The organism is Streptomyces sp. NPDC002566, assembly GCF_042889585.1.
Lineage (GTDB): Bacteria > Actinomycetota > Actinomycetes > Streptomycetales > Streptomycetaceae > Streptomyces.
This window is the reverse complement of record NZ_JBIARD010000013.1, coordinates 1-24,898: the sequence shown is the minus strand read 5'-3', so window position 1 is coordinate 24,898 and position 24,898 is coordinate 1. Positions and strand designations below refer to the sequence as shown.

The 24,898-nt window shown below is 72.2% G+C and carries 21 protein-coding genes; 17 read left to right on the top strand and 4 right to left on the bottom strand.

The features are described 5' to 3' along the window. The first annotated feature begins 98 nt into the window (after nucleotides 1–98). The 5 genes from ACFYXA_RS34040 to ACFYXA_RS34020 all read left to right on the top strand — a co-directional run bounded on the left by ACFYXA_RS34040 (nucleotide 99) and on the right by ACFYXA_RS34020 (nucleotide 6,058). Nucleotides 99–1,292 (top strand): argininosuccinate synthase, encoded by a 1,194-nt coding sequence (locus ACFYXA_RS34040; RefSeq protein WP_352250700.1) that lies wholly within the window; start codon nucleotides 99–101, stop codon nucleotides 1,290–1,292. Between the two features lie 105 nt (nucleotides 1,293–1,397). Beyond that, nucleotides 1,398–2,825 (top strand): argininosuccinate lyase, encoded by a 1,428-nt coding sequence (gene argH, locus ACFYXA_RS34035; protein ID WP_389040278.1) that lies wholly within the window; start codon nucleotides 1,398–1,400, stop codon nucleotides 2,823–2,825. 91 nt (nucleotides 2,826–2,916) lie between these two features. Next, nucleotides 2,917–3,888: an aldo/keto reductase gene (locus ACFYXA_RS34030; RefSeq protein ID WP_389040275.1), complete on the top strand. Its 972-nt coding sequence runs from the start codon at nucleotides 2,917–2,919 to the stop codon at nucleotides 3,886–3,888. A 98-nt stretch (nucleotides 3,889–3,986) separates the two neighbouring features. After that, the gene (locus tag ACFYXA_RS34025; RefSeq protein ID WP_351098259.1) at nucleotides 3,987–4,538 is read left to right on the top strand and encodes a helix-turn-helix domain-containing protein; all 552 of its coding nucleotides are present in this window, start codon (nucleotides 3,987–3,989) and stop codon (nucleotides 4,536–4,538) included. Then, a complete protein-coding gene (locus ACFYXA_RS34020) occupies nucleotides 4,535–6,058 on the top strand; it encodes an MFS transporter (RefSeq protein ID WP_389040271.1) in 1,524 nt (507 codons plus the stop codon). Before ACFYXA_RS34025 ends, ACFYXA_RS34020 begins: the two co-directional genes overlap by 4 nt. Before the next feature lie 302 nt (nucleotides 6,059–6,360). Here the strand turns inward: ACFYXA_RS34020 and ACFYXA_RS34015 are convergent, their stop codons facing one another. After that, nucleotides 6,361–7,032 (bottom strand): lysophospholipid acyltransferase family protein, encoded by a 672-nt coding sequence (locus ACFYXA_RS34015; protein WP_389040268.1) that lies wholly within the window; start codon nucleotides 7,030–7,032, stop codon nucleotides 6,361–6,363. Between the two features lie 340 nt (nucleotides 7,033–7,372). Here ACFYXA_RS34015 and ACFYXA_RS34010 point away from each other — a divergent pair, with 340 nt between their 5' ends. Both ACFYXA_RS34010 and ACFYXA_RS34005 read left to right on the top strand, forming a co-directional pair. Further along, nucleotides 7,373–8,599, top strand: coding sequence for a glycerophosphodiester phosphodiesterase (locus ACFYXA_RS34010; RefSeq protein ID WP_389040265.1), 1,227 nt, complete (start codon nucleotides 7,373–7,375; stop codon nucleotides 8,597–8,599). 188 nt (nucleotides 8,600–8,787) lie between these two features. Further along, on the top strand, nucleotides 8,788–9,285 hold the full coding sequence (locus ACFYXA_RS34005) for a GNAT family N-acetyltransferase (protein ID WP_352250714.1): 498 nt from the start codon (nucleotides 8,788–8,790) through the stop codon (nucleotides 9,283–9,285). On the opposite strand, the gene ACFYXA_RS34000 is transcribed toward ACFYXA_RS34005, so the two are convergent. Continuing rightward, a complete protein-coding gene (locus ACFYXA_RS34000; RefSeq protein WP_130444392.1) occupies nucleotides 9,275–9,691 on the bottom strand; it encodes a hypothetical protein in 417 nt (138 codons plus the stop codon). The two genes, ACFYXA_RS34005 and ACFYXA_RS34000, sit on opposite strands and share 11 nt — an antisense overlap. A gap of 1 nt (nucleotide 9,692) precedes the next feature. Next, nucleotides 9,693–10,052: a hypothetical protein gene (locus ACFYXA_RS33995; protein WP_352250717.1), complete on the bottom strand. Its 360-nt coding sequence runs from the start codon at nucleotides 10,050–10,052 to the stop codon at nucleotides 9,693–9,695. 624 nt (nucleotides 10,053–10,676) lie between these two features. On the opposite strand from ACFYXA_RS33995, the gene ACFYXA_RS33990 reads away from it, so the two are divergent. The 8 genes from ACFYXA_RS33990 to ACFYXA_RS33955 all read left to right on the top strand — a co-directional run bounded on the left by ACFYXA_RS33990 (nucleotide 10,677) and on the right by ACFYXA_RS33955 (nucleotide 22,154). Beyond that, nucleotides 10,677–11,720 carry an ATP-binding cassette domain-containing protein gene (locus ACFYXA_RS33990; RefSeq protein WP_352250719.1) on the top strand — a complete coding sequence of 348 codons (1,044 nt, stop codon included), beginning with the start codon at nucleotides 10,677–10,679 and terminating at the stop codon, nucleotides 11,718–11,720. A 62-nt stretch (nucleotides 11,721–11,782) separates the two neighbouring features. Then, nucleotides 11,783–12,463 (top strand): methionine ABC transporter permease, encoded by a 681-nt coding sequence (locus ACFYXA_RS33985; RefSeq protein WP_389040430.1) that lies wholly within the window; start codon nucleotides 11,783–11,785, stop codon nucleotides 12,461–12,463. Between the two features lie 69 nt (nucleotides 12,464–12,532). After that, nucleotides 12,533–13,357, top strand: coding sequence for a MetQ/NlpA family ABC transporter substrate-binding protein (locus ACFYXA_RS33980; protein WP_352250723.1), 825 nt, complete (start codon nucleotides 12,533–12,535; stop codon nucleotides 13,355–13,357). Nucleotides 13,358–13,506: 149 nt separating this feature from the next. Next, nucleotides 13,507–14,145 carry a GNAT family N-acetyltransferase gene (locus tag ACFYXA_RS33975; RefSeq protein WP_165430495.1) on the top strand — a complete coding sequence of 213 codons (639 nt, stop codon included), beginning with the start codon at nucleotides 13,507–13,509 and terminating at the stop codon, nucleotides 14,143–14,145. Nucleotides 14,146–14,293: 148 nt separating this feature from the next. Next, nucleotides 14,294–15,511 carry a precorrin-6y C5,15-methyltransferase (decarboxylating) subunit CbiE gene (gene cbiE / locus ACFYXA_RS33970; RefSeq protein ID WP_389040253.1) on the top strand — a complete coding sequence of 406 codons (1,218 nt, stop codon included), beginning with the start codon at nucleotides 14,294–14,296 and terminating at the stop codon, nucleotides 15,509–15,511. 366 nt (nucleotides 15,512–15,877) lie between these two features. After that, on the top strand, nucleotides 15,878–19,822 hold the full coding sequence (cobT, locus tag ACFYXA_RS33965) for a nicotinate-nucleotide--dimethylbenzimidazole phosphoribosyltransferase (protein WP_389040250.1): 3,945 nt from the start codon (nucleotides 15,878–15,880) through the stop codon (nucleotides 19,820–19,822). Nucleotides 19,823–20,000: 178 nt separating this feature from the next. Further along, a complete protein-coding gene (gene cobA, locus ACFYXA_RS33960) occupies nucleotides 20,001–21,242 on the top strand; it encodes a uroporphyrinogen-III C-methyltransferase (RefSeq protein ID WP_352250729.1) in 1,242 nt (413 codons plus the stop codon). Nucleotides 21,243–21,335: 93 nt separating this feature from the next. Beyond that, nucleotides 21,336–22,154, top strand: a complete 819-nt coding sequence (locus tag ACFYXA_RS33955) for a TrmH family RNA methyltransferase (protein WP_389040245.1) — start codon at nucleotides 21,336–21,338, stop codon at nucleotides 22,152–22,154. Between the two features lie 60 nt (nucleotides 22,155–22,214). Here ACFYXA_RS33955 and ACFYXA_RS33950 read toward each other — a convergent pair whose 3' ends face one another. Then, nucleotides 22,215–23,624 (bottom strand): protein kinase, encoded by a 1,410-nt coding sequence (locus ACFYXA_RS33950; RefSeq protein ID WP_389040427.1) that lies wholly within the window; start codon nucleotides 23,622–23,624, stop codon nucleotides 22,215–22,217. Nucleotides 23,625–23,820: 196 nt separating this feature from the next. Between ACFYXA_RS33950 and ACFYXA_RS33945 the strand changes: the two genes are divergently transcribed. Continuing rightward, nucleotides 23,821–24,096 (top strand): hypothetical protein, encoded by a 276-nt coding sequence (locus ACFYXA_RS33945; RefSeq protein WP_389040242.1) that lies wholly within the window; start codon nucleotides 23,821–23,823, stop codon nucleotides 24,094–24,096. Between the two features lie 199 nt (nucleotides 24,097–24,295). Beyond that, nucleotides 24,296–24,475: a hypothetical protein gene (locus ACFYXA_RS33940; RefSeq protein WP_389040239.1), complete on the top strand. Its 180-nt coding sequence runs from the start codon at nucleotides 24,296–24,298 to the stop codon at nucleotides 24,473–24,475. The last annotated feature ends 423 nt before the right edge of the window (nucleotides 24,476–24,898 follow it).

Below are 24,898 nucleotides of genomic sequence, written 5' to 3'. Positions count from 1 at the left end.
AATTCTCAGAACCCCGTCCGGCAGCGGACCGGATTGACGAATCATGCGGCCTCCTGCATACTCATGCATGTCAGCGAATGCAGTGTGAGGAGAAACCCGTGACCGAGCGCGTCGTACTCGCCTACTCAGGCGGTCTGGACACCTCCGTCGCCATCGGCTGGATCGCCGAGGAGACGGGCGCCGAGGTCATCGCCGTTGCGGTCGACGTCGGCCAGGGCGGCGAGGACCTGGACGTCATCCGCAAGCGCGCCCTCGCCTGCGGCGCCGTCGAGGCCGAAGTCGCCGACGCCCGCGACGAGTTCGCCGACGAGTACTGCCTCCCGGCGATCAAGGCCAACGCCCTCTACATGGACCGCTACCCGCTGGTCTCCGCGCTCTCCCGGCCGACGATCGTCAAGCACCTCGTCGCCGCCGCGCACAAGCACGGCGCCACCACCGTCGCCCACGGCTGCACCGGCAAGGGCAACGACCAGGTCCGCTTCGAGGCCGGCATCGTCGCCCTCGCCCCCGACCTCAAGTGCATCGCCCCGGTCCGCGACTACGCCATGACCCGGGACAAGGCCATCGCCTTCTGCGAGGCGAAGAACCTCCCGATCGCGACCACCAAGAAGTCCCCGTACTCCATCGACCAGAACGTCTTCGGCCGCGCCGTCGAAACCGGTTTCCTCGAGGACATCTGGAACGCCCCGATCGAGGACATCTACGAGTACACGCAGAACCCGGCCACCCCGCGCGAGGCCGACGAGGTGGTCATCTCCTTCAAGGAGGGCGTCCCGGTCGCCATCGACGGCAAGCCCGTCACCGTCCTGCAGGCCATCCAGCAGCTCAACGAGCGCGCCGGCGCCCAGGGCATCGGCCGGATCGACATGGTCGAGGACCGCCTCGTCGGCATCAAGTCCCGCGAGGTGTACGAGGCTCCCGGCGCGATCGCCCTGATCACCGCGCACCAGGAGCTGGAGAACGTCACCGTCGAGCGTGAACTCGCCCGCTACAAGCGGCAGGTGGAGCAGCGCTGGGGCGAACTGGTCTACGACGGCCAGTGGTTCTCCCCGCTCAAGCGCGCCCTGGAGGGCTTCATCGACGAGGCCAACCAGCATGTCTCCGGCGACATCCGGATGACCCTGCACGGCGGCCGCGCGGTCGTCACCGGCCGGCGCTCCGAGTCGTCCCTGTACGACTTCAACCTCGCCACCTACGACACCGGCGACACCTTCGACCAGGCCGCGGCCAAGGGCTTCATCGACATCTACAGCCTGTCCTCGAAGATCGCCGCCAAGCGGGATCTCGCGTAACCCTTCCGCCTGCCTCGCACGCACCAGCCTGACGGCCGCCTCCTCACTCACGTCGTGGGGAGGCGGCGGCACATCCGGAACCGGAACTCCCAAGGAGCACAGCAAGTGAGCAGCAACAGCGGTGACGTTCGGCTCTGGGGCGGCCGTTTCGCCGACGGTCCCGCCGAGGCCCTGGCCAAGCTGTCCGCGTCCGTCCACTTCGACTGGCGGCTGGCGCCCTACGACATCGCCGGCTCCCGCGCCCACGCGCGCGTGCTCCACAAGGCGGGCCTGCTCACCGACGACGAGCTGACCGGCATGCTCGCGGGCCTGGACCGGCTGGAGGCGGACGTGGCGTCCGGCGACTTCGTCGGCACCATCGCCGACGAGGACGTCCACACCGCCCTCGAACGCGGCCTCCTGGAGCGCCTCGGTCCCGACCTCGGCGGCAAGCTGCGCGCCGGCCGCTCCCGCAACGACCAGGTCGCCACCCTCTTCCGCATGTACCTGCGCGACCACGCCCGCATCGTCGGCGGCCTGATCGCCGAGCTCCAGGACGCGCTGATCGGCCTCGCCGAAGCCCACCCGGACGTGGCGATGCCCGGCCGCACCCACCTTCAGCACGCCCAGCCGGTGCTCTTCGCCCACCATGTCCTCGCCCATGTGCAGTCCCTGTCCCGGGACGCCGAGCGGCTGCGCCAGTGGGACACGCGCACGGCCGTCTCGCCGTACGGCTCCGGCGCGCTCGCCGGCTCCTCCCTTGGCCTCGACCCCGAGGCGGTCGCCCAGGACCTCGGCTTCGAGCACGGCAGCGCCGGCAACTCCATCGACGGCACGGCGTCCCGTGACTTCGTCGCCGAGTTCGCCTTCATCACCGCGATGATCGGCGTGAACCTCTCCCGGATCGCCGAGGAGATCATCATCTGGAACACGAAGGAGTTCTCCTTCGTGACCCTGCACGACGCGTTCTCCACGGGCTCGTCGATCATGCCGCAGAAGAAGAACCCGGACATCGCGGAGCTGGCGCGCGGCAAGAGCGGCCGTCTGATCGGCAACCTCACCGGTCTGCTGGCCACGCTCAAGGCGCTGCCCCTCGCCTACAACCGCGACCTCCAGGAGGACAAGGAGCCCGTCTTCGACTCCTGCGACCAGCTGGAGGTCCTGCTGCCCGCCTTCACCGGCATGATCGCCACCCTCACCGTGCACCGCGAGCGCATGGAGGAGCTGGCCCCGGCCGGCTTCTCGCTCGCCACCGACATCGCCGAGTGGCTGGTCAAGCAGGGCGTGCCGTTCCGCGTCGCGCACGAGGTCGCCGGTGAGTGCGTGAAGGTCGCCGAGGCCGAGGGCAAGGAGCTGGACGAGCTGACGGACGCCCAGTTCGCCGAGATCTCCGCCCACCTCACCCCCGAGGTCCGCACGGTCCTCAACGTCCCCGGCGCCCTGGCCTCCCGCAACGGCCGGGGCGGCACGGCCCCGAGCGCGGTGGCGGTCCAGCTGGCGGAGGTCAAGGCGGACGTGGCCGCCCAGCACGCCTGGGCGACGGCGAAGAAGTAGCGCTCGCGGCAGCGCGGCGACCGAGCTGCGAAGCGGAGGTCGTCGCGGGTTACGTTGGTCACGAGCCGAAAGCCGACCCACGGAGCCCGCGATGCCCTTCGCCCGCCTGGCCGCAGCGACAACCCCCACCTGCCACATCGGCTTCGGCCTGGCCGCAGTCGGCCGCCCCGGCTACATCACCCTCGACCGAGACCAGGACCTCGGTGACAACCGCAGCGTGGAAGCCCTCCGCGCCCGCACCCACGAACTCCTCGACGCGGCCTACGCCCAGGGCGTCCGCTACTTCGACGCGGCCCGCTCCTACGGCCGCAGCGAGGAGTTCCTCGCGGACTGGCTGAACCGGAACCCCGGCCTTGACGACGTGGTCGTGGGCAGCAAATGGGGCTACACCTACACCGCGGACTGGACCACCGACGCCGAGAAGCACGAGGTCAAGGACCACGGCCTCGCGACCTACGAGCGTCAGCGCGCCGAGACCGCCGAACTGCTCGGCGACCGGCTCGACCTGTACCAGATCCACTCGGTGACCCCGGACAGCCCGGCCCTCGCCGACAAGGAACTCCACGCGCGGCTCGCCGAGGCCGCCGCGCAGGGCGTGACCGTCGGCTTCTCCACCAGCGGCCCCGCCCAGGCGGACGCGATCCGTGCCGCCCTCGCCGTGACCGTCGACGGCGAGCCCCTCTTCCGTACCGTCCAGTCGACGTACAACGCCCTGGAGACCTCGGCCGGCCCGGCGCTCGCCGAGGCGCACGCCGCCGGGCTCACGGTGATCGTCAAGGAGGGCATGGCGAACGGCCGCCTCGCCGATCCGCACGCGCCGGACGCGCTCAAGGCGGTGGCGGAGGAGACCTCCCTCGGCTGCGACGCGGTCGCCCTCGCGCTGGTCCTGCGGCAGCCCTGGGCCGGCGTCGTCCTCTCCGGCGCCGCGACCACCGCCCAGCTCGCCTCCAACCTGCACGCCGCCGCCGTCGACCTCGACGAGGACCAGCTCACCCGCCTCGCCGCCCTCACGGAGGAGCCCCACACGTACTGGGAACACCGCGCCCGGCTGCCCTGGCACTGAGCGACCGCGCGGGACATCGAACCCCCGAACACACCTCCTCTTGATACCTGCGAGCCCCGGATGAGACATCGGTGTCTCACTTGCGGTATAGTCGTCTCATGGCTGTCGACCGTGACCACGTGCTGCGCAGTGCCGCCGCGCTGCTGACCCGCAAGTCCACCGCGACCATGGACGAGGTCGCCAAGGCCGCCGGGATCAGCCGGGCCACCCTGCACCGGCACTTCGCCGGGCGGGACGCGCTCGTACGGGCGCTGGAGGCGCTGGGCATCGCCGAGTGCGAGGCCGCCCTCGACGCGGCCCGCCTCGACGACGGGCCGGCGGGCGACGCCGTACGGCGACTCGTGCGCGAACTCGAACCGGCCGCCGGACTGCTCGCCTTCCTCTACAGCGAGAACCAGCTCTACGAGGGCGAGGAGCAGAACGAGGGGTGGGCCAGGATCGACGCCCGCATCTCGGCGCTCTTCCGGCGCGGACAGCACGACGGCGAGTTCCGCATCGACCTCACCCCGGCATGGCTCACCGAAGCCCTGTTCGGGCTGCTCGCCTCGGGCGCCTGGGTCGTGCTCTGCGGCAAGGTCGCCCCCAAGGACTTCCACCACATGATCGTCGAGCTGCTGCTCGGCGGCGCGCTACGGAGAGAGGAACCATGACCAGCACCCTGCAGCCGGTGATCACGCCCGAGGCGGTGAAGCGCCCGGGCCGCTGGCTCGCGCTGTCCGTCCTCGTGCTCGCCGTGCTGCTGGTGGCCGTCGACGCGACCGTCCTCGGTCTCGCGACCCCCTACATCAGCGAGAACCTCGCGCCCTCGGGCACCCAGCTCCTGTGGATCGGCGACGTCTACTCCTTCGTCATCGCCGGCCTGCTCGTCTCCATGGGCAGCCTCGGCGACCGCGTCGGCCGCAAGCGGATCCTGCTCGGCGGCGCGACCGCCTTCGGCGCGATATCCGTCCTGAACGCCTACGCCACGACGCCCGAGGCGATGATCGCGGCCCGTGCCCTGCTCGGCGTCGCGGGCGCGACCCTGATGCCGGCCACGCTCGCCCTGATCCGCAACATCTTCCACGACCCGCGCGAGCGCAGCCTCGCCATCGGCATCTGGGGCGCGACGGCCTCCGCGGGCACCGCGGTCGGCCCGATCACCGGCGGCTTCCTGCTCGAGCACTTCTGGTGGGGCTCGGTCTTCCTGATCAACCTGCCCGTCATGGCGGTCCTCGTCCTGGTCGGCGTCAGGACGCTGCCGGAGTCCCGCAACCCGAACCCTGGCCCCTGGGACCTGCCCAGTGTCGCCCTGTCCCTCGTCGGCATGATCGGCATCGTCTACGCCGTCAAGGAGGCCGCCTCCCACGGCCCGGCCTGGCCCACGCTCGCCGTCGGCCTGCTGGGCGCGGCCGCGCTGTACGGCTTCGTACGCCGCCAACTCACCCTGCCTGCCCCGCTGCTGGACATGCGCCTGTTCGGCAGCCGCGGCTTCAGCGGCGCGGTCCTGGCCGACCTGCTGACCGTCCTGGGCATGTCCGGCCTGGTCTTCTTCCTCTCCCAGTTCCTGCAACTCGTCCAGGGCAGGAGGCCGTTGGAAGCGGGGCTCGCCGAACTGCCCGCCGCCGTCGGCGCGGTGGCGGCCGGCCTGCTCGCGGGACGCGCGGCCCGCCGCTTCTCCGTCCGGACGGTGGTCTCCGGCGGCCTCGCGGCGATCGGCCTCGCCCTGGCCGCTCTGACCGTCGTCGACCGGTCCACCGGCTACCCCCTGCTGGGAGCGGCCCTCCTCGTGGTCGGCGTCGGCGCCGGCCTCTCCTTCACCGTCACCTCCGACGTGATCCTCTCCTCCGTCCCCAAGGAACAGGCGGGAGCGGCGTCGGCCGTCTCGGAGACGGCGTACGAACTGGGCGCGGCCCTGGGCATCGCGGTCCTCGGCTCGATCGTGACCGGCGTCTACCGGGACTTCCCCGCCCCGCCGGGCACACCCGAGAGCGCCCACGAATCCCTGGGCGGCGCGATGCAAGCAACAAGCACCATGCCGACGGCACAGGCGCAAACAATGCTGAACTCAGCGAGAGACGCGTTCGTCGACGGCCTGAGCGTCGCCTCCGCCGTGGGCGCGGCCGTCCTTCTGGCCACAGCGGCAACGGCATGGCTACTGCTGAAGGAACAACGCCTCGGAAACACCGGGTAAGCAACGCAACCAAAGGGGCGAGTCGTCGCCGCCTTGGAATCACCGGGTCAGCGCCCCAACCAAAGGGGCGCGGGGCTGTATCGATGTGCGGCTCCGCCGCGCGGGCGCGACCAGCTAGGAGTCGTCGCCGACTTGGAATCGCCGGGTCAGCGACCCAACCAAAGGGGCGCGGGGAACTGCGCGACCAGCCACAACGCACCCGCGCGTACGACGGCTCCACGGCAGCGACGGTCTGCGGCGAGGCCGACAAGCCGCACCACTCACCGCCCGCCCACAAGTCACCCCGCACAACCGCCGGAGGCCTACGCCGCTTTGGCCTTGGTTGCGTACATGTCCACATACTCCTGCCCCGACAGCCGCATCACCTCGGCCATCACGGAGTCCGTCACCGCCCGCAGCACATAGCGGTCCCGGTCCATCCCCTCGTAGCGGGAGAACTCCAGCGCCTCGCCGAAGCGGACGGTGACCCGGCTGGGGCGGGGCATCCCCGAGCCGCCCGGCTGGATCTTGTCGGTGCCGATCATCGCGAACGGCACCACCGGCGCGCCGGTCATCAGGGTGAGCCGGGCGATGCCCGTACGCCCCCGGTACAGCCGCCCGTCGGGCGAGCGCGTGCCCTCGGGGTAGATGCCGAAGACCCGGCCCTCCTCCAGGATCCGCCGCCCGGTCATCAGCGCCGCGACCCCGCCCTTGCCGCCGTCGCGGTCCACGGGGATCATGCCGACGCCGGTGAAGAACCAGGCCATCAGCCGGCCCTTGACGCCCTTGCCGGTGACGTACTCGTCCTTGCCGATGAAGAAGACCTGCCGGTCGCACACCAGCGGGAGGATCATCGAGTCGATGAAGGTGAGGTGATTCCCGGCCAGGATCACCGGACCCTCCCCCGGGATGTGCTCCACGCCTTCCACCCGGGGGCGGAACATCAGGCGCATGATCGGTCCGAGCACTGCCTTGATGAGCGCGAAGCGGGACAACGAACCCTCCGATGTCAAGGGGAACGGTATGTGTATGTGCAGGTGAGGACGATACTCGCGGCTGCCCCGGTCCTGCACACCGGGTTCACCGACGCCTTACGCACTGTTGACGCAGGTTTACCTCCACCGGCCCAACAGTCGCGGCCCGTCACCGGCCCGTCACACGGACGGTACCGCCCGGCTACCCGGGTCCGTGACACCGAATCCGACGCAGCGTCATGTTCCGTCGAATATGCGCCATCAGGCGTCACCCACCCGTTCGCACCAGGGTCTCCCACCGGTCACGTCCGCGCCCCTACGATCGGCGCGCACCGGACGAACCGACGGCAGGAGGACCCACATGGGCGGGCACGAGTCGCAGCGGGCGCAGGACGAGCGTGAGCCGGAGCGGCGGTCGGGCGGCACCGCGCGGCGTGCGTTCCTCGGCGCGGCGGCCGCCTTGGGCGCCGGTGGGGCGACCCTCGGACTGAGCGGCACGGCGGGAGCCGCCGACGCCGGGTACGGCAGCGAAGGCACTGGTGGCAGCGGCAACCGCGGCAAGGGGCTCAAGAGCCTCCCCGTGCCCACGATCATCGGTCACCGCGGTGCCAGCGGCTACCGCCCCGAGCACACCTTCGGCTCGTACGAACTCGCCCTCGACCTCGGTGCCGACATCGTCGAGGCCGGCGACCTCGTCCCCACCAAGGACGGTCACCTCGTCTGCCGTCACGAGCCGGAGATCGGCGGCACGACCGACGTCGCCGACCATCCCGAGTTCGCCGCCCGCAAGACGACCAAGACCCTCGACGGCGTCCCCACCACCGGCTGGTTCACCGAGGACTTCACCCTCGCCGAGCTGAAGACCCTGCGGGCCGTCGAGCGCGTCCCGGCCAACCGTCCGCACAACACCCTGTACAACGGGCGCTGGCAGATCCCCACCTTCGAGGAAGTCCTGAAGTGGCAGGACCGGCAGACCCGTGAGCGCGGCAGGCAGGTCTGGATCTACCCCGAGATCAAGCACCCCACCTACTTCCGGGCCCTCGGCCTGAACATGGAGGAGCGGGTCGCCGCGCTGCTGCGCCGGCACGGCAAGGACGGCAAGAACGCCCCGGTCGTCATCCAGTCCTTCGAGCCGACCAGCATCCAGCGCATGAACAAGCTGGTCGACAACCCCCTGGTGGTGCTTCTCTCCGGCGCTTCCACCCGGCCCTGGGACTTCGTCGCGACCGGCGACCCGCGCACCGTCGCCGACCTGGTCACCCGCAAGGGACTCCGCGAGATCGCCGGCTACGCCCAGGGCATCGGGCCCACCCTCGACCTCGTCATCCCCAAGGACGCGGCCGGCCGCCTCACCACCCCCACCACCCTGGTGCGGGACGCCCACGCCGTCGGCCTGATCCTGCACCCGTACACGATGCGCAACGAGAACCCCTTCCTGCCCGCGGACTTCCGCAAGGGCGCCGACCCGGACGGCTACGGAGACGTCTTCGGCGCCTACCGCACCTACTTCGCGACCGGTATCGACGGCGTGTTCACCGACCAGCCCGACACCGGCGTGCTGGCCCGCGAGGACCACGTCGGCCGCTGATGCGACCAGCGCTCACGTACCGGAAGATCGCGGGGGAGTTGGGTATCTCACAGGGAAGTCTCGGACCGTAACGTTCCAGATGTCCGTGATGTCTTCGACGTCTCCTGGCGCCGGTGGTTGCGGCTCGCGAAGTGCGGGGATAGGAGTGAAGGACCACAGGCGATCAGGTGAGCGGGAGGCGTGCGCACATGGGCATGAGCGTGACCATCTCGGTGGCTACCGAGCAGGATGCCGAACAGATCTTCAGGCTGCAGTACCTGTGCTTCCAGGGGGAGGCGGCGCTGTACGGCAACTACCGCATCGCCCCGCTCGTCCAGTCCCTCGACTCGGTGCGCGAGGAACTGGCCACCGACTGCGTCTTCGTGGCGCGGCTGGGCGACGAGGTCGTCGGCTCGGTCCGGGGCTCCATCACCGAGGACGGCGCCGCCGCCATCGGCAAGCTCTGCGTCCACCCCCGCCTCCAGGGTCACGGCATCGGCGCGCGGCTGCTCCGCGCGGCCGAGGCCGCCCTCGCCGAGGAGCGCGGCGCCAAGAGGTTCCGCCTCCACACCGGCCACCGCAGCGAGGGCCACCTCCGCCTCTACCGCCGGGTCGGCTACGAGACCGTGGGCACCTCCCAGGGCGCGGACGGCGTCCCGATGATCGTCCTGGAGAAGGCGGCGGGAGCGTACGCGGCTACGGCGTGACCGTGCGGGACCGGCGCAGCCAGTACAGCGCGGTCAGCGGCAGCAGCACGGGGATGAACACATAGCCCATCCCGTAGTCCGACCACACGGTCGCGTCCGGGAAGGCGGACGGCTCGATCAGCGTCCAGGTGCCGACGGTCAGCACGCCCGCGAGTTCGGCGGCGCAGCACACCTGTGCCGCCCTGCGCGCCGTCTCGCCTCCCCGCACCAGCGAGTACGTGATGAACCCGTACACCACGCCCGCGACCGCCGACAGCGTGTAGGCGAGCGGCGCCCGGTCGAACTCCGTGGCGATCTGGTACGCCGAGCGCGACACCGCCCCGACCACCATCACGCCGTAGAACCACACCAGCACCAGGCCCGGCCCGCCGATCAGGCGTCGCGGCCTCTCCTGCGCGGCCGTCATGTCAGCCTCCCCAGATGTCGTAGAGCCGCACCTCGAGAACGGCGAGGACGACCGCCGCGGCCGCGACCGTCACCGATCCCCACCGTGTCCGCTCGGCCAGCGACATGAACCCCGCCGCCGGCAGGCACGCCAGCGCCCCCAGCAGATACGCCACGAAGATCGTCGTGCCCTGGGCCGGCTTCTCGCCCCGTGCCAGCTGCACGATCCCGATCACCAGCTGGGCCAGGGCCAGCACCGAGACCACGGCCATCCCGATGAAGTGCCAGTCCTTGGTGGGCTGGTCGCGGTAGGCCGCCCAGCCGCACCACGCGGCGAGCAGCAGCGCGGCGACACCGGTCGCCAGCGTCAGGGCATCAAGCATGCAGTGACCCTATTACGCCCTTGACGGGCCTCTCGCGTCCGGTCCCGCGAGGCCCCGCGGCGGCCTTGGGCGAGGCCCGGCGGGGGCCTGAGGCGAGGGTGCGCGGGCCGGATCGATCCGTGGCCTTGGTCACCACCTCCGTGCCGCCGGCTCCGGCCCCCTGAGGGGCGCTCGCAGCCGGACCGGACCGTTAACGCTGGTCAACGGCGGGGGAGCGGAGCGGGCGCGAACACCCCGGGGCCCACCCGAGGGCTGTCCACGGCTGTCCAGCATGCGGACAGCCGAGGCCTGTCAGGACCGTACGTCTGGTTTACTGATCGCATGACCACGACGAGCGACCGCACCCCTGCGACCGAGGCGACCATGACGCCCGGTGCTCGTTGTATGTGTCGAATGTGCGCCTTCTAGAGGGCCCCCGCACCACCCTGAGCTCGCGCCCCGAAGCGAGACGCGGTGGCACGTGCGTACGCAGTGAGCCGATGAGCCGTACGTGACGCACAGCCGCCCCGCGCACATGTTCTCCCCGATCCAGCGTCACAGCGAGAACCGTGTCGCGTCCTTGAACGAACGCATCCGTGCCCGGGCACACCCACGCCCGCGCACTCGACAGTGACGGAAACCCACGTGATCACCACCACGGGCCTCACCAAGGTCTACCGCGCACGCGGCCGGGAGGTCACCGCCCTCGACGGCGTCGACCTGCACGTCCGCGAAGGCGAGGTGTACGGCGTCATCGGCCAGTCCGGCGCCGGCAAGTCCTCGCTGATCCGCTGCATCAACCTCCTGGAACGCCCCACCTCCGGCACGGTCACCGTGGACGGCCAGGACCTCACCGCCCTCGCCGGCCGCGGCCCGCGCGCCGGCCGTGAGCTGCGCCGCGCCCGCAGCCGTATCGGCATGGTCTTCCAGCACTTCAACCTGCTGTCCTCGCGGACCGTGCAGGACAACGTCGAGCTGCCCCTGGAGATCCTCGGCACCACCGGGAAGGAACGTTCCCGCAAGGCGCTGGAGCTGCTCGACCTCGTCGGCCTCGCCGACAAGGCGAAGGCCTACCCAGCCCAGCTCTCCGGCGGCCAGAAGCAGCGCGTCGGCATCGCCCGCGCCCTCGCCGGCGACCCCAAGGTGCTGCTCTCCGACGAGGCCACCAGCGCCCTCGACCCGGAGACCACCCGCTCCATCCTCCAGCTGCTGCGCGACCTCAACCGCCAGCTGGGCCTGACCGTCCTGCTCATCACCCACGAGATGGACGTCGTCAAGTCGATCTGCGACTCCGCCGCGCTCATGGAACAGGGCCGCGTCGTCGAGTCCGGCACGGTCAGCGAACTGCTCGCCACCCCCGGCTCCGAACTCGCCGCCGCGCTCTTCCCGGTGAGCGGCGAGGCCGAGGGCGACGGCCGCACCGTCGTCGACGTCACTTTCCACGGCGAGGCCGCCACCCAGCCGGTCATCTCCCAGCTTTCGCGCACCTACAACATCGACATCTCGATCCTCGGCGCGGCCGTCGACACCGTCGGCGGTCTCCAGGTCGGCCGGATGCGCATCGAACTGCCCGGCCGCTACGAGGACAACGTCGTGCCGATCGGCTTCCTGCGCGAACAGGGCCTGCAGATAGACGTGCTGGGCGCTTCCGCCGAGGAGCCCCTGCTGGTGAAGGGCGGTGCCAAGTGACCTGGGCGGAACTCTCCGAGCGGTGGCCCCTGTTGGAGCAGGCGTGTGGTGACACCCTCTACATGGTGGGCTGGTCCACCCTCATCGCGGTCGTCGGCGGCCTCCCGCTCGGTGTCCTGCTGGTCCTGACCGACCGCGGCGGCCTGCTCCAGAACGTCGTCGCCAACAAGGTGATCGGGCAGGTCGTGAACGTCGCCCGCTCGATGCCGTTCATCATCCTCATGGTCGCGCTGATGGGCTTCACCCGGTCCGTCACCGGGACGACCATCGGCCGCGAGGCCGCCATCGTGCCCCTCGCCGTCGGCGCCATCCCGTTCTTCGCCCGGCTCGTCGAGACGGCTGTCCGCGAAGTGGACGGCGGACTCGTCGAGGCCGTGCAGTCCATGGGCGGCAACACCTGGACCATCGTGCGCAAGGTGCTCGTGCCCGAGTCCCTGCCCTCGCTGATCGCCGGCACCACCACCACGATCGTCGCCCTCATCGGCTACTCCGCGATGGCCGGCACCGTCGGCGCCGGCGGCCTCGGCGACATCGCCATCCGCTACGGCTACCAGCGCTTCGAGACCGACCTGATGTGGATCACCGTCGCGATCCTCGCCGTCGTCATCTCGCTCATCCAGTTCGCCGGCGACTTCGCGGCCCGCTCACTGCACCGGCGCGGCGGCCGCTCCGGACCCGCCCCGAAGCTCCGCCTGCTGAAGGCCAAGGAGCCGGCCACGGCCGACGTCGGCAAGGTCGCCTGAACAACCCCCCCCATGACTCCCCGTACCACCCATCACGGGGTCGCACCATCCTCAGGAAAGGCACTTTTCGTGCGTAACACCGCCAAGTTCACCACCGCCGCCCTCGTCACCGGAGCCCTCACCCTCGGGCTCTCCGCCTGCGGCTCCGGCAACGCCGCCAACGACACCAGCGGCCCGCTGATCGTCGCCGCGAGCCCGGTCCCGCACGGCGAGATCCTCACCTACGTCAAGGACCACCTCGCGAAGAAGGCGGGCCTCGACCTGGAGGTCAAGGAGTTCAGCGACTACACCACGCAGAACCCCGCGACCGCCGACGGCTCGGTGGACGCCAACTACTTCCAGAACAAGCCGTACCTCGACGACTTCAACAAGAAGAACGGCACCGACATCGTGCCCGTCGTCACGGTCCACCTGGAGCCGCTCGGCCTCTACTCCAACAAGGCCAAGAGCCTCGGCGACCTCAAGAGCGGCGCCACCGTGGCCGTCCCCAACGACACCGTCAACGAGGCCCGGGCGCTGAAGCTGCTCGCCGCGAACGGCCTGATCACCCTCAAGGACGGCGCCGACAACTCGGCCACCCCCGCCGACATCGCCAAGAACCCCAAGAACCTCAAGTTCAAGGAGCTGGAGGCGGCCCAGACCCCGCGCTCCCTGAACGACGTGGACGCCGCCGTCGTCAACGGCAACTACGCCCTCTCCGCCGGCCTCAAGCCCGCCCAGCAGGCCCTCGCCCTGGAGAAGGCCGAGAACAACCCGTACGGCAACTTCCTCGCCGTGAAGAAGGGCAACGAGGACGACCCGCGCGTCCAGAAGCTCGCGAAGCTCCTCACCTCCCCCGAGGTCAAGAAGTTCATCGCGGACAAGTACGCCGGCTCCGTCGTCGCCTCCTTCTGACTCGCACACGCCTTCGGGGTCCGCACCGTTCGCCCGGTGCGGACCCCGTGGTGCGACAGGGTGCTTTCATGCTGCATGCTGGGCAGTTCAGCGGGTCTGACGGTCAGGCAGGTCGGACCCCGACGGTCTCGAAGGTTACGGAGCGACCCATGACGAGCACCTTCCCCTCCATCTCCATCAGCACGGAGCGGTTGGTGCTGCGCCCCCTCGACGAGGACGACGTCCCGTCCATGGCCGCGATGATGAACGACGAGCAGATAGTCGCCTGGACCGACGTCCCCCAGCCCTTCACCGAGACCGCGGCCCGCACCTGGATCACCCGGTACGCCCCCGCCGAGCGCACCGCCGGCCGCGGCCTCGACCTCGCCGTCACCGAGTTCCTCACCCAGCGGCTCGTCGGCATCATCCAGCTCACCAAGACCAACTGGCACGTGCGCGCCACCGAACTGTCGTACATCGTCGCCCCCTGGGCCCGCGGCGAGGGCTACGCCTCCGAGGCGTCGCTCGCCACCGCCCAATGGCTGTTCACCGACCAGCGGTTCGAGCGCATCGAGCTGCGCACGGCCGCCGACAACACCGCCTCCCAGCAGGTCGCGCAGAAGATCGGCTGTATCAGCGAGGGCGTCCTGCGCAACGCCTGCATAGCCCGGGCCCGCACCGAGGAGGGCTCCTGGACCGAGGTGCGCACCGACTTCATCGTGTGGAGCCTGCTCCCGGAGGACCTCGAAGGCTCGGGCGAGCAGTTCGCGGAGAGCGGCGGCTTCACCTCGTACACCGACTGGAACTGATCCCCGGCTCCCGGCCGGAACCGGTCCTGCGTCGTTGGCCGGAACCGATCCACCCTGATCACGGGCCCGCCGCCGCCCCGCCCGGCCCCGCGCGACCAGGTACCCTCACGGGACCGCTGCCTGCGCAAACCCCGGGAGACTGAGGACGATGGCCGACCGCGTCACGGTGATCGGCTGGGACGGTTCGCCGCTGACCGCCGCGGCCCGCTCCGCCCTGAGCGCCGCCACGCTGGTGGCAGGCGCCGCGCACCATCTGGCGCTGCCGGAAGTGCCTCCCGCCGCCGAGCGCCTGCGCCTCGGCAGCGTCGCCCTCGCCGCCCGCCGCATCGCCGGCCACCGCGGCACCGCCGTCGTCATCGCCGACGGCGACCCCGGCTTCTTCGGCGTCGTCCGCACCCTGCGCGCACCCGAGTTCGGCCTGGAGGTCGAGGTCGTCCCCGCCGTCTCCTCCGTCGCCGCCGCCTTCGCCCGCGCCGGCATGCCCTGGGACGACGCCCAAGTGGTCGTCGCACACCGGCGCACGCTGCGACGCGCTGTGAATGTATGCCGCGCCCACACCAAAGTCGCCGTACTCACCTCACCCGGCGCCGGCCCCGCCGAACTCGGCCTGCTGCTGGAGGGCGTCCACCGCACCTTCGTCGTCTGCGAGGAACTCGGCACCGACCGCGAGCACATCAGCGTCGTCACCTCCGACAAGGCCGCCGACCACACCTGGCGCGACCCCAACGTCGTCATCGTCATCGGGGGGACGGCGGCCGCGGCGCCCCAGGCCGACAGCGGCTGGATCACCGGCCGCGCCCCCGACGCGGGCCCACGCGGCTGGGCGCTGCCCGCCGAGGCGTACGGCGGCGAACTCGGCGAAGGGGAGACGGAACTCCTGCGCACCGCCCAACTGTCCCGGCTCGGCCCGCGCGTGGGCGACCTCGTCTGGGACATCGGCTGCGGCAGCGGCGCCTTCGCCACCGAGGCCGCGCGGGCCGGCGCCGCCGTGATCGCCGTGGACCGGGCGCTCGAGGCGTGCGCCCGCACCGACGCCACCGCCCGCCGCTTCGGTGTACAGCTCCAGATCGTCCGCGGCGCCGCCCCGCACGTCCTGGAGAACCTGCCCGAGCCGGACGTCGTCCGCCTCGGCGGCGGGGGAGCGGCCGTCGTCTCCGCGGTCGCCGACCGCCGCCCGCAGCGCATCGTCACCCACGCCATGACCCGCGACGCCGCCGAACTCATCGGCCGGGACCTCACCGAACACGGCTACCGCGTCGAGTGCGCCCTCCTCCAGTCCCTCGAACTCGACACCCGGGCCTGGACGGAGAGGGAACGGAGCGTCGCGTTCCTGCTCAGCGGTGTGTGGCCCGAGCGTCCCGCGTAGACCGTTTTGCCCTCCCGGTGATCCGGTTGTCGTACCGCGCGCGGTAGGCTGGCCGATCGTCGTACCGCATCCGGTCGCCCGGCCTTTCGTCGGTCAATGTCCGGAAAACCCATCCGTTTTGGGCGGGCGTGGTACGTCGAAACCCGTGGGCGCGCAACGTGGCGCAGTCCACAGCGGAGCGTCTCGGATCAAGCTGTCGCGAGGCGACGACGGCCGCGACAATGCCACTGAATGGCTTTGTCGTCTTTTTCGGGCGGGTCGTTCGTGCCGCTGGGCGTGGACGCTCGTTCTTCACTGCGGGGCGGTCGGTGCGCCGTTCCGGGTGAGCTGGTCGTAGGAGCACTAACCGATGGGCGAGGGGTACGCATGACCGACACCGGCCAGGTCCCGGGCGAGGGACTGCCGGAGAGCGCAGACACGGCAGAGCAGCCGGGCGTCTCCACGTCCGGCGCGTACGCCTACCTCTCCGAGACCACCGCCGAGGACGAAGACCTGTTGCTGCTGCCGGGCGCCCAGAGCGCATGGGGCAACGAGGTCGCGCCGCCCGCGCCCGAGCCGGTGGTCGAGACCGTGCACGAGCCCGGCCCGCACGAGATGTCCGGCCGCGACACCGGCTCGGTCGACCTCGGCGCCGTCCGCCTCCCGGGCCCGACGCCCGCCCCGGCCGCGCCGCGTCGCCCCCTGCACCTCGGCCCGCCCATCCCCGACGCCTTCGCCGGCCCGGTCCGCTCCCTGGCCGACCGCGGCCCCGCCGGCGCACCCGTACGCCAGCCGGCCGCGCCCGCGCCCGGCCCCGAGTACCTCGACGCCGCCCCCCAGCACGCGACGCCCCCGCAGGGCGCGGCGCCGTGGGGCGCGCAGGTCGCGGCACAGGCCGTCGCCCAGGCGCCGGTCGCTTCCGGGGCGGCCCCCGCCGAGGCGGCCGCCCCTCCCGCGCAGGCCGGACCGGTGGGCGTGGCCCAGGCGGTCGTGGCCCGGGTGGCCACGGAGGCGAGCGCGGCGACGGGCGCTCCGCAGGAGGCGGAGGCCGGGCAGACCGCCGAGCAGACCGTGCCCGCGGGTGCTCCGCAGGAGGCCGATCCGGTGCACGCCGGTGTCGCCGCGACCGGTGCCACGGAAGACGTGCAGGTCCCGGCCGGGGCGGAGTCCGGCGGCGCGGAGGTCACCGCGGCCGTCTCGGTCCCGGTTCCCGCGTCGGCTCCCGTCGAGGTGCCGGCGTCGGAGGCCGCTCCGGAGGCGGTGTCGGAGCCCGAGCCCGTTGCCGAGCCCGAGCCCGAGCCCGAGTCCGTGCCCGTTGCCGAGCGCGAGTCCGTGCCCGTTGCCCAGCCCGCGCCGGAGGGCGAGGTCGCGGCGGTGCCGACGGTGGACGTGGCCGACGCGGCTGCCGCGGAGGCCGTCGAGGCATCCGCGAGCGCGCCCGTGGAGGAGCCCGTCTCCGAGGCGGAGGCGGCCCAGGAGGTCGAGCCGGTGGCGGCCGCAGTTGTGGAGGCCGCTGCGGCCCCCGAGGCGGACGTCGCGGTCGCTCCCGAGGCTCCGGAAGCCGTCGAGGTTCCGGCGGTCCCGGCCGCCCCGGCGGCCGAGGAGCCCGAGGCGGTCGTCGACACGCCTGCGGCGGAGGCCGTCGAGGAGGCTTCCGCGCCTGCCGCCGAAAGCGCCCCCGAGCCCGTCGTCGCCGCACCGGAGGCAGGTCGGACGCCTGACATGCCGGCCCCCGAAGCGCCCCAGGCGTCCGACGCCCCGGCGGCTCCCGCCGAGCCCGCGCCGCAGGCCTCGGAGCCCGCGCCCGAGCCGGCCCAGGTTCCCGAGGTCGTCCAGGAAGTTCAGGAAGCCGAGCCGGTCGTCGTTTCCGAGCAGCCCGAGGCGGTCGAGCCCGCTGCCGAACCGGTCGTACCTGAGCAGGAAGCGGTCGTACCCGCCCCGGAAGCGGTCCCTCCCGTACCCGAAGCGGTCGTCGAGGCGCAGACCGAGGCCCCTGTCGCAGCGCCTTCGGCGCTCGACACGCTCTACCCGAAGCCCGTCGCGGCAGCGGAGCCGGCGCACCCCGAGCACCCCGAGGTCCCGGAGGGTGCGGAGCACCCGGAGCCGACGCCTGCCCCCGCCGACCAGATCGCGGACCAGGCGTCTCACGCCGTGGACGATGTGGAGCCCCAACCGGCCCAGCCCCAGGACGACTTCACGTCCGCCGAGGCCGAAGCCGAGGCCGACACCCCCCACGTACCGGAGCCGCTGGTGGAGCAGACGCCCCACCCCGTCGCCGAGCCCCCCGCAGTGATGGTCCCCGCCCCCCGCGCGGCCGAGGCCGCCCCCGCCCCGGCCACTCCGGAAGCGGAGCCTCAGATGGACCAAGAGCAGCCCGACCCGAACGTCGCACAGAACCCGGACGACCTGGACACCATGGCCGCCGACCACGACGAGCTGACCGAGTCGCAGGAGCCGCACGCGCTCCACGCGCCGGCCGAAGAGAACGCGCCGGCCGAGGCGAACGGGCAGGCCGAAGCGAACGAGCAGGCCGAGCCGAGCGAGCGGGAGCACGAGGGCGCTGAGGCCGAGGCCGTCGAAGCTCCCCGTCGGCCCGTCGGCCCCCCCGCGCCCGCGTACGCGGACGCCGAGCGCGAGGCCGTGCTGAAGGTCATCCGCGAACGCCGTGACATCCGCAACGGCTTCCGCAGCGACCCCATCCCGCACGAGGTGCTGCTGCGCGTCCTGGAGGCCGCGCACACCGCGCCGTCCGTCGGGCACTCGCAGCCCTGGGACTTCGTCGTCATCCGCTCCGCCGAAACCCGCCGGGCCATGCACGAACTGGCGCAGCGTCAGCGTGAGGCGTACGCGAAGTCGCTGCCCAAGGGCCGGGCGAAGCAGTTCAAGGAACTGAAGATCGAGGCCATCCTCGACACCCCGGTGAACATCGTCGTCACCGCCGACCCCACCCGCGGCGGCCGGCACACCCTGGGCCGTCACACCCAGCCCCAGATGGCCCCGTACTCCTCCGCGCTCGCGGTGGAGAACCTCTGGCTCGCCGCCCGCGCCGAGGGCCTCGGCGTCGGCTGGGTCAGCTTCTTCGACGAGCGCGAGATGGTCCGCGCGCTGGACCTGCCCGAACACCTGGAAGTCGTCGCGTACCTGTGCGTGGGATACGTCGACGAGTTCCCGGAGGAGCCCGAGCTGATGCAGGCCGGCTGGGCCAAGCGCCGCCCGCTGTCGTGGGTCGTCCACGAGGAGACGTACGGCCGTCGCGCGCTGCCCGGCGCGGACCCGCACGACCTGCTCGCGGAGACCGTCGCCAGCGTCCGCCCGCTGGACGCCAAGGCGCTCGGCGAGGCGTGGGAGCGGCAGAAGCGGATGACCAAGCCGGCCGGCGCGCTCGGCATGCTGGAGATCATCTCCGCCCAGCTGTCCGGTCTGTCCCGCCAGTGCCCGCCGCCCATCCCCGAGCCCGCGGCCGTCGCGATCTTCGCCGGCGACCACGGTGTGCACGCGCAGGGCGTCACCCCCTGGCCGCAGGAGGTGACGGCCCAGATGGTCGCCAACTTCCTCGGCGGCGGCGCGGTCTGCAACGCCTTCGCGAGCCAGGTGGGCGCCGAGGTGTGCGTCGTGGACGTCGGCGTGGCGACCGACCTGCCCGCCACGCCGGGTCTGCTGCCCCGCAAGATCCGCGCGGGCACCTCCGACATGACCACCGGCCCCGCGATGACCCGCGAGGAGGCCAAGCAGGCCATCGAGGTGGGCATCGAGACGGCCCGGGATCTGGTCGCGGCCGGCAACAAGGCGCTGCTCACGGGTGAGATGGGCATCGCCAACACCACCGCGTCCGCCGCGCTCATCTCCGTCTTCACCGGCGCCGACCCGGCGGAGGTCACCGGTCGCGGCACCGGCATCAACGACGAGACCCTCGCCCGCAAGACCGAGGTCGTCCGCCGTGCCCTGGAACTCCACCAGCCGGACCCCGCGGACCCCGTCGGCGTCCTCGCGGCGATCGGCGGCTTCGAGCACGCGGCGATGGTCGGCCTCCTGCTGGGCGGCGCCTCCCTGCGCACGCCGGTGATCCTGGACGGCGTCAGCGCCGGGGCCGCCGCCCTGGTCGCCCGGGCCATCGCCCCCGAGGTCCTCGCGGCCTGCATCGCCGGCCACCGCAGCGCCGAACCGGGGCATGTCGCCGCCCTCAACAAGCTGGGCCTGCGCCCCCTGGTCGACCTCGACCTCCGCCTCGGCGAGGGCACCGGCGCCCTCCTCGCACTCCCGCTGGTGCAGAGCACGGCCCGGGCGATGCACGAGGTGGCGACGTTCGACTCGGCAGGGGTGACCGAGAAGTAGTCCACCCACCGGGGCCCGGGGGCAGAGCCCGGGCCCCGGTCAGGGGCGGGACAGGGGGAGAAACACCCCACCCGCCCCCGCCCACCCTCCGGACGTGCGCTTAAAATCCGCACGTCAGGGCCGCTCCGAAGCCGCAGTGCGCCCACTGAACAACCGCCTGTTCGAGGAGCCGCACCTCATGGCCGAAAACCCCGCCTACCCCGTAGGCCTCCGCCTCGCCGGCCGCAGGGTCGTCGTCCTCGGCGGCGGCCAGGTGGCCCAGCGCCGCCTCCCCGCCCTCATCGCGGCCGGCGCGGACATCCACCTCGTCTCACCGTCCGCCACCCCCTCCGTCGAAGCCATGGCGGACGCGGGCGAGCTCACCTGGCACCGCCGCCGCTACGCCGAAGGCGACCTCACCGACGCCTGGTACGCCCTGATCGCCACCAGCGATCCGCAGGCCAACACCCAGGCCTCCGCCGAGGGGGAGGCGCACCGCGTGTGGTGCGTGCGCTCCGACGACGCCGACGCGGCGACCGCCTGGACCCCGGCCACCGGCCACAGCGCGGGCGTCACCGTCGCCGTCCTCACCACGGACGCGCGCGACCGCGACCCGCGCCGCACCGCGGCCATCCGCGACGCGATCGTCGAGGGCCTGCACGACGGCACCCTGGTCGCCCCCCACCACCGCACCCGCACCCCGGGCGTCTCCCTCGTCGGCGGCGGCCCCGGAGACCCGGACCTGATCACCGTCCGCGGCCGTCGCCTCCTCGCCGAGGCGGACGTCGTCATCGCCGACCGCCTGGGCCCGCGCGACCTCCTCGCCGAACTCCCCTCCCACGTCGAGGTGATCGACGCGGCGAAGATCCCCTACGGCCGCTTCATGGCGCAGGAGGCGATCAACAACGCGCTGATCGAGCACGCCAAGCAGGGCAAGGCGGTCGTACGGCTCAAGGGCGGCGACCCCTACGTCTTCGGCCGTGGCATGGAGGAGCTCCAGGCGCTCGCCGAGGCGGGCATCCCCTGCACGGTCGTCCCCGGCATCTCCAGCTCCATCTCGGTGCCCGGCGCGGCCGGCATCCCGGTCACCCACCGCGGCGTCGCCCACGAGTTCACCGTCGTCAGCGGCCATGTCGCCCCCGACGACGAGCGCTCCCTCGTCGACTGGGCCTCCCTCGCCAAGCTGACCGGCACGCTCGTGATCCTCATGGGCGTCGACAAGATCGGGAAGATCGCCGAGGCACTCGTCGCCCACGGCAAGCCGGCCGACACCCCCGTCGCCCTCGTCCAGGAGGGCACCACGGCGGCCCAGCGCCGCGTCGACGCGACCCTCGCGACCGTCGCCGAACGGGTCCGCGCCGAGGACGTGAAGCCGCCGGCCGTCATCGTGATCGGCCCGGTCGTCGCCGTCGGCCCGCAGCCGGACGCCACCCGGGCGTAACCCGGAGCCGGACGCCACCCGGGCGTAACCCCGGGTAACAGAACCTGTGCCGAGCCGTTGGCACCACACCCAGGACAAGGCAGTATCACCCCTGTGGCCGATCTCATCACCGTCGAGGACCCCGCCGACCCGCGCCTGCGCGACTACACCGGCCTGACCGACGTCGAACTGCGCCGCCGGCGCGAGCCGGCCGAGGGCCTGTTCATCGCCGAGGGCGAGAAGGTCATCAGACGGGCCAAGGAAGCCGGCTACGAGATGCGCTCGATGCTGCTCTCCGCCAAGTGGGTCGACGTCATGCGCGACGTCATCAACGAACTCCCCGCACCCGTCTACGCCGTCAGCCCCGAACTCGCCGAGCGCGTCACCGGCTACCACGTCCACCGCGGCGCGCTCGCCTCCATGCAGCGCAAGCCGCTGCCCACGGCGGCCGAACTGCTGCGGACCGCCCGCCGGGTCGTGATCATGGAATCGGTGAACGACCACACCAACATCGGCGCCATCTTCCGGTCGGCGGCGGCCCTCGGCATGGACGCGGTGCTGCTCTCCCCGGACTGCGCCGACCCGCTCTACCGCCGCAGCGTGAAGGTGTCCATGGGTGCGGTGTTCTCCGTGCCGTACGCCCGTCTCGACACCTGGCCCAAGGGCCTGGACTCGGTCCGCGAGGCCGGCTTCACCCTGCTCGCCCTCACCCCGGACGAGAAGGCCCGCAGCCTCGACGAGGCGGCGCCGCACACCATGGACCGCGTCGCCCTCATGCTCGGCGCGGAGGGCGACGGCCTGTCCACCCAGGCCCTGGTCGCCGCCGACGAATGGGTCCGCATCCCCATGTCCCACGGAGTCGACTCCCTCAACGTGGGCGCGGCGGCGGCGGTCGCCTTCTACGCGGTGGCCACGGGCCGACCGCTCGGGTAGAGCTCCGGTCTTCGTCTTCGCCCGCTCTCGCGAGCCGGTCTACGAGCCGTCCTCGGCGCGCTAGCCGGCCTCGGGGGCCTCGGCGCCCGTCGGCAGCTGGTGCGTGTGCCTCTGCGTCTGCGTCTGCGTCTGCGTCTGCTCGGTCCGGGAGCTGCCGCCGCCGAGTCCTCGGGCCGATCCCTGGCAGCCCTGCACGAGGGCGATGCCGAGAGCCACCAGCAGCGTCACGACGACGAACACGAACAACCGCTGCCGCAGCAACCGGGGGTTGGCGGGCCGCCGTCCGGTCCCCGTGGTTCTCGGCCCGGGCCGGCCGCTGCGCGGCGCGGGCCGACTGCCGCTGCCGGGCCTGCCGTTGCGCTTCGCCGGCGTGTTCCGGGGAGCGGGGGTGGGGCGGGCGCCCGGCCGCGAGTGCGAGACGCCGCCGCGCGAACCGCTCCCGCCGCGCGAGGACGTCCCCCCGCGCGACGGCGTCCCCCCGCGTGACGGCACCGGACCGCGCGAGGACGGGGCCCCGCCCCGCGGCGCGGGGGTGCCCGGCTGCCGTCCCGCACGGTCCGGATAGCTGCTGTCCGTCAGCCGTCCCGTCGGCCGGTCGGCCTCGGCGGCCCGGGGCGCCGGGGGCCGTGCGTCGGCCATGCCCTGCGCCTCCCGCGCCGCGATCTCCTTCAGCCGCAGGGAGAGGTCCAGCGTGCTCGGCCGCTCCTCGGGGTCCTTGGCGAGACAGGCGCGGATCAGCGGGGCCAGGGCGTCGGGAACGCCGTTCAGATGGGGCTCCTCGTGCACCACCCGGTACAGCATCACCTCGGAACTGCCGTGCCCGAAAGGGGAGTCGGCGGTCGAGGCGTACGCGAGGGTGGCGCCCAGCGAGAACACGTCGGTCGCCGGCGTGACCATCGCGCCCCGCACCTGCTCGGGCGCGAGGAAGCCGGGGGAGCCGACCGCGGTGCCGACGTGCGTCAGCGTCGAGGCGCCCGTCGCCCAGGCGATGCCGAAGTCGATGATCCGCGGACCCTTGGGGGAGAGCAGGATGTTCGAGGGCTTCAGGTCCCGGTGCACGACCCCGGCCTCGTGGACCGCGACGAGGCCCTCCGACAGCGAGGCCCCGATCGCCGCGAGTTCGGCGGCCCCGAGCGGCCCCTCGTCGTTGACCTTGTCATGGAGGGAGGGGCCGGGCACGTACTGCGTGGCGAACCACGGCCGGTCGGCGTCCAGATCCGCCGCGACCAGCCGGGCCGTGCACCCGCCCCGGATCCGCCGCGCCGCCGACACCTCCCGCGCGAACCGCGACCGGAACTCCTGGTCCTCCGCGAGGTCCGGCCGGATGACCTTCAGCGCGACTCGCTGCCCCTTCTTGTCGGAGCCCAGGTAGACGACGCCCATCCCGCCCGCGCCGAGTCGTCGGTGAAGCTTGAACGAGCCGACGACGCGCGGGTCCTCGCGCCTCAGGCGCATCATCGCCATGTTCATCCCCGCTGCCCGGTCCGTGTGACGTGGCACAGCTTACGTTTCCACGGCCGTCCGCGCGCAGAGGCCGCGCCCTCTCGCTCCGATCGATTGTCAGTGCCGGATGGGACACTTGAGAGGTGCTCAGGGGGTCTGCGAACAAGGGCGCGTTGTCGCCCCTGTGGCCCCAACCACCTGTCACAGAAGGGGGATTGAACCCGTGAAGGGTGATCGAGTGGAGATAGTCGTCGACGCCGGCGACACGACGCGGACGTACGAGGTGGTGGCGAGCAGAGCGGGCCGCCGGGTGGAGACGGCGGTGCGCCGAGGGGTGGTGGAAGTGAGCGAAGTCACCCGAAACGGCGCTGTCGTCCGTACCGCCCGCTTCACGGCGAACCGGGTCCTCGCCCTGGTCGAACAGCCCGTCCCCCGCGAGGACGGCTCGGAAATACCGGCGCGAAGTGGGCAGCCCCTCCGGGAAGACCCCGAGACGTAGGCCCGCGTCTCCACCCAGGGGAGTACGCCGCAGGTCATGGCTCATCCTCCGGGAGGCCCGTCAATCGGTACGAGGGCATGACGTGCGATGCCCTCCACGCGCCTAGATTTGAGGTCAAGCGGCGGGTGCAGCACTCGTCCCCCGAGGTCAGACGCCCGCCGCTGCCAACCACAACGGAGAACGGTTCAGGAGAGGGACCATGGCCCACACGGCACCGCTGACGCACCTGCGCACCCGACCCCGCCGCACGGGCCGTCGCCACCCACTGGTGGCGACGCTCATGGCCCTCCCTCTGGCCGCACTGCTCCTGGTCGTCTTCGACGGCTGGGAGACGGTGGCCGCACAGGCGTCGTCCGTGGGCGTGATGCTGGGGCGCTGAGCGGCGACCCCAGGCCCGGAAGAGCGGTCCGGGCGGGGACATCCACCCATGAACCCCGTGGGGACGGGGGTATGGCGGACGGCAAATGATGCCGGCGCAGCTGGGGAGCTGCGCCGGCATTGCTTTTGCCTCCGGCGGTTGGGCGGTTGGGCGGTTGTCGGGTGCGGGTCGGTGGGGGCGGGGGTTTTGCGCAGTTCCCCGCGCCCCTGAGTGCCTGCGGCGGCCCGTTTCGGGTCGGTGGGGGCGGGTGTAGCGCGGTCGGTTCGGTGGGTGGGTCGGGGGCGGGGTGGGGGGGGCTGCGGACCCAGCGGCTTGGGGTGGTGTTGGTGTGGGGGCAGTTGGGGGTGATGGTGCCTGGCGGCGCGCCGCCGCACCGGGACGGCTGCTCACGGTGTCCTGCGGATGGCGCAATCCCGGGGAACG

Bases quoted from the DNA above. Each gene is read 5' to 3' on its own strand.
- ACFYXA_RS34030 (WP_389040275.1), top strand. From the start codon at position 2,917: ATGCCCTTCGCCCGCCTGGCCGCAGCGACAACCCCCACCTGCCACATC.
- ACFYXA_RS33985 (WP_389040430.1), top strand. From the start codon at position 11,783: ATGGTGGGCTGGTCCACCCTCATCGCGGTCGTCGGCGGCCTCCCGCTC.
- ACFYXA_RS34010 (WP_389040265.1), top strand. From the start codon at position 7,373: ATGGGCGGGCACGAGTCGCAGCGGGCGCAGGACGAGCGTGAGCCGGAG.
- ACFYXA_RS34020 (WP_389040271.1), top strand. From the start codon at position 4,535: ATGACCAGCACCCTGCAGCCGGTGATCACGCCCGAGGCGGTGAAGCGC.
- ACFYXA_RS33950 (WP_389040427.1), bottom strand. From the start codon at position 23,624: ATGAACATGGCGATGATGCGCCTGAGGCGCGAGGACCCGCGCGTCGTC.
- ACFYXA_RS34000 (WP_130444392.1), bottom strand. From the start codon at position 9,691: ATGACGGCCGCGCAGGAGAGGCCGCGACGCCTGATCGGCGGGCCGGGC.
- ACFYXA_RS34005 (WP_352250714.1), top strand. From the start codon at position 8,788: ATGGGCATGAGCGTGACCATCTCGGTGGCTACCGAGCAGGATGCCGAA.
- cbiE (WP_389040253.1), top strand. From the start codon at position 14,294: ATGGCCGACCGCGTCACGGTGATCGGCTGGGACGGTTCGCCGCTGACC.
- ACFYXA_RS33940 (WP_389040239.1), top strand. From the start codon at position 24,296: ATGGCCCACACGGCACCGCTGACGCACCTGCGCACCCGACCCCGCCGC.
- cobT (WP_389040250.1), top strand. From the start codon at position 15,878: ATGACCGACACCGGCCAGGTCCCGGGCGAGGGACTGCCGGAGAGCGCA.
- ACFYXA_RS34025 (WP_351098259.1), top strand. From the start codon at position 3,987: ATGGCTGTCGACCGTGACCACGTGCTGCGCAGTGCCGCCGCGCTGCTG.
- ACFYXA_RS33995 (WP_352250717.1), bottom strand. From the start codon at position 10,052: ATGCTTGATGCCCTGACGCTGGCGACCGGTGTCGCCGCGCTGCTGCTC.
- cobA (WP_352250729.1), top strand. From the start codon at position 20,001: ATGGCCGAAAACCCCGCCTACCCCGTAGGCCTCCGCCTCGCCGGCCGC.
- ACFYXA_RS33975 (WP_165430495.1), top strand. From the start codon at position 13,507: ATGACGAGCACCTTCCCCTCCATCTCCATCAGCACGGAGCGGTTGGTG.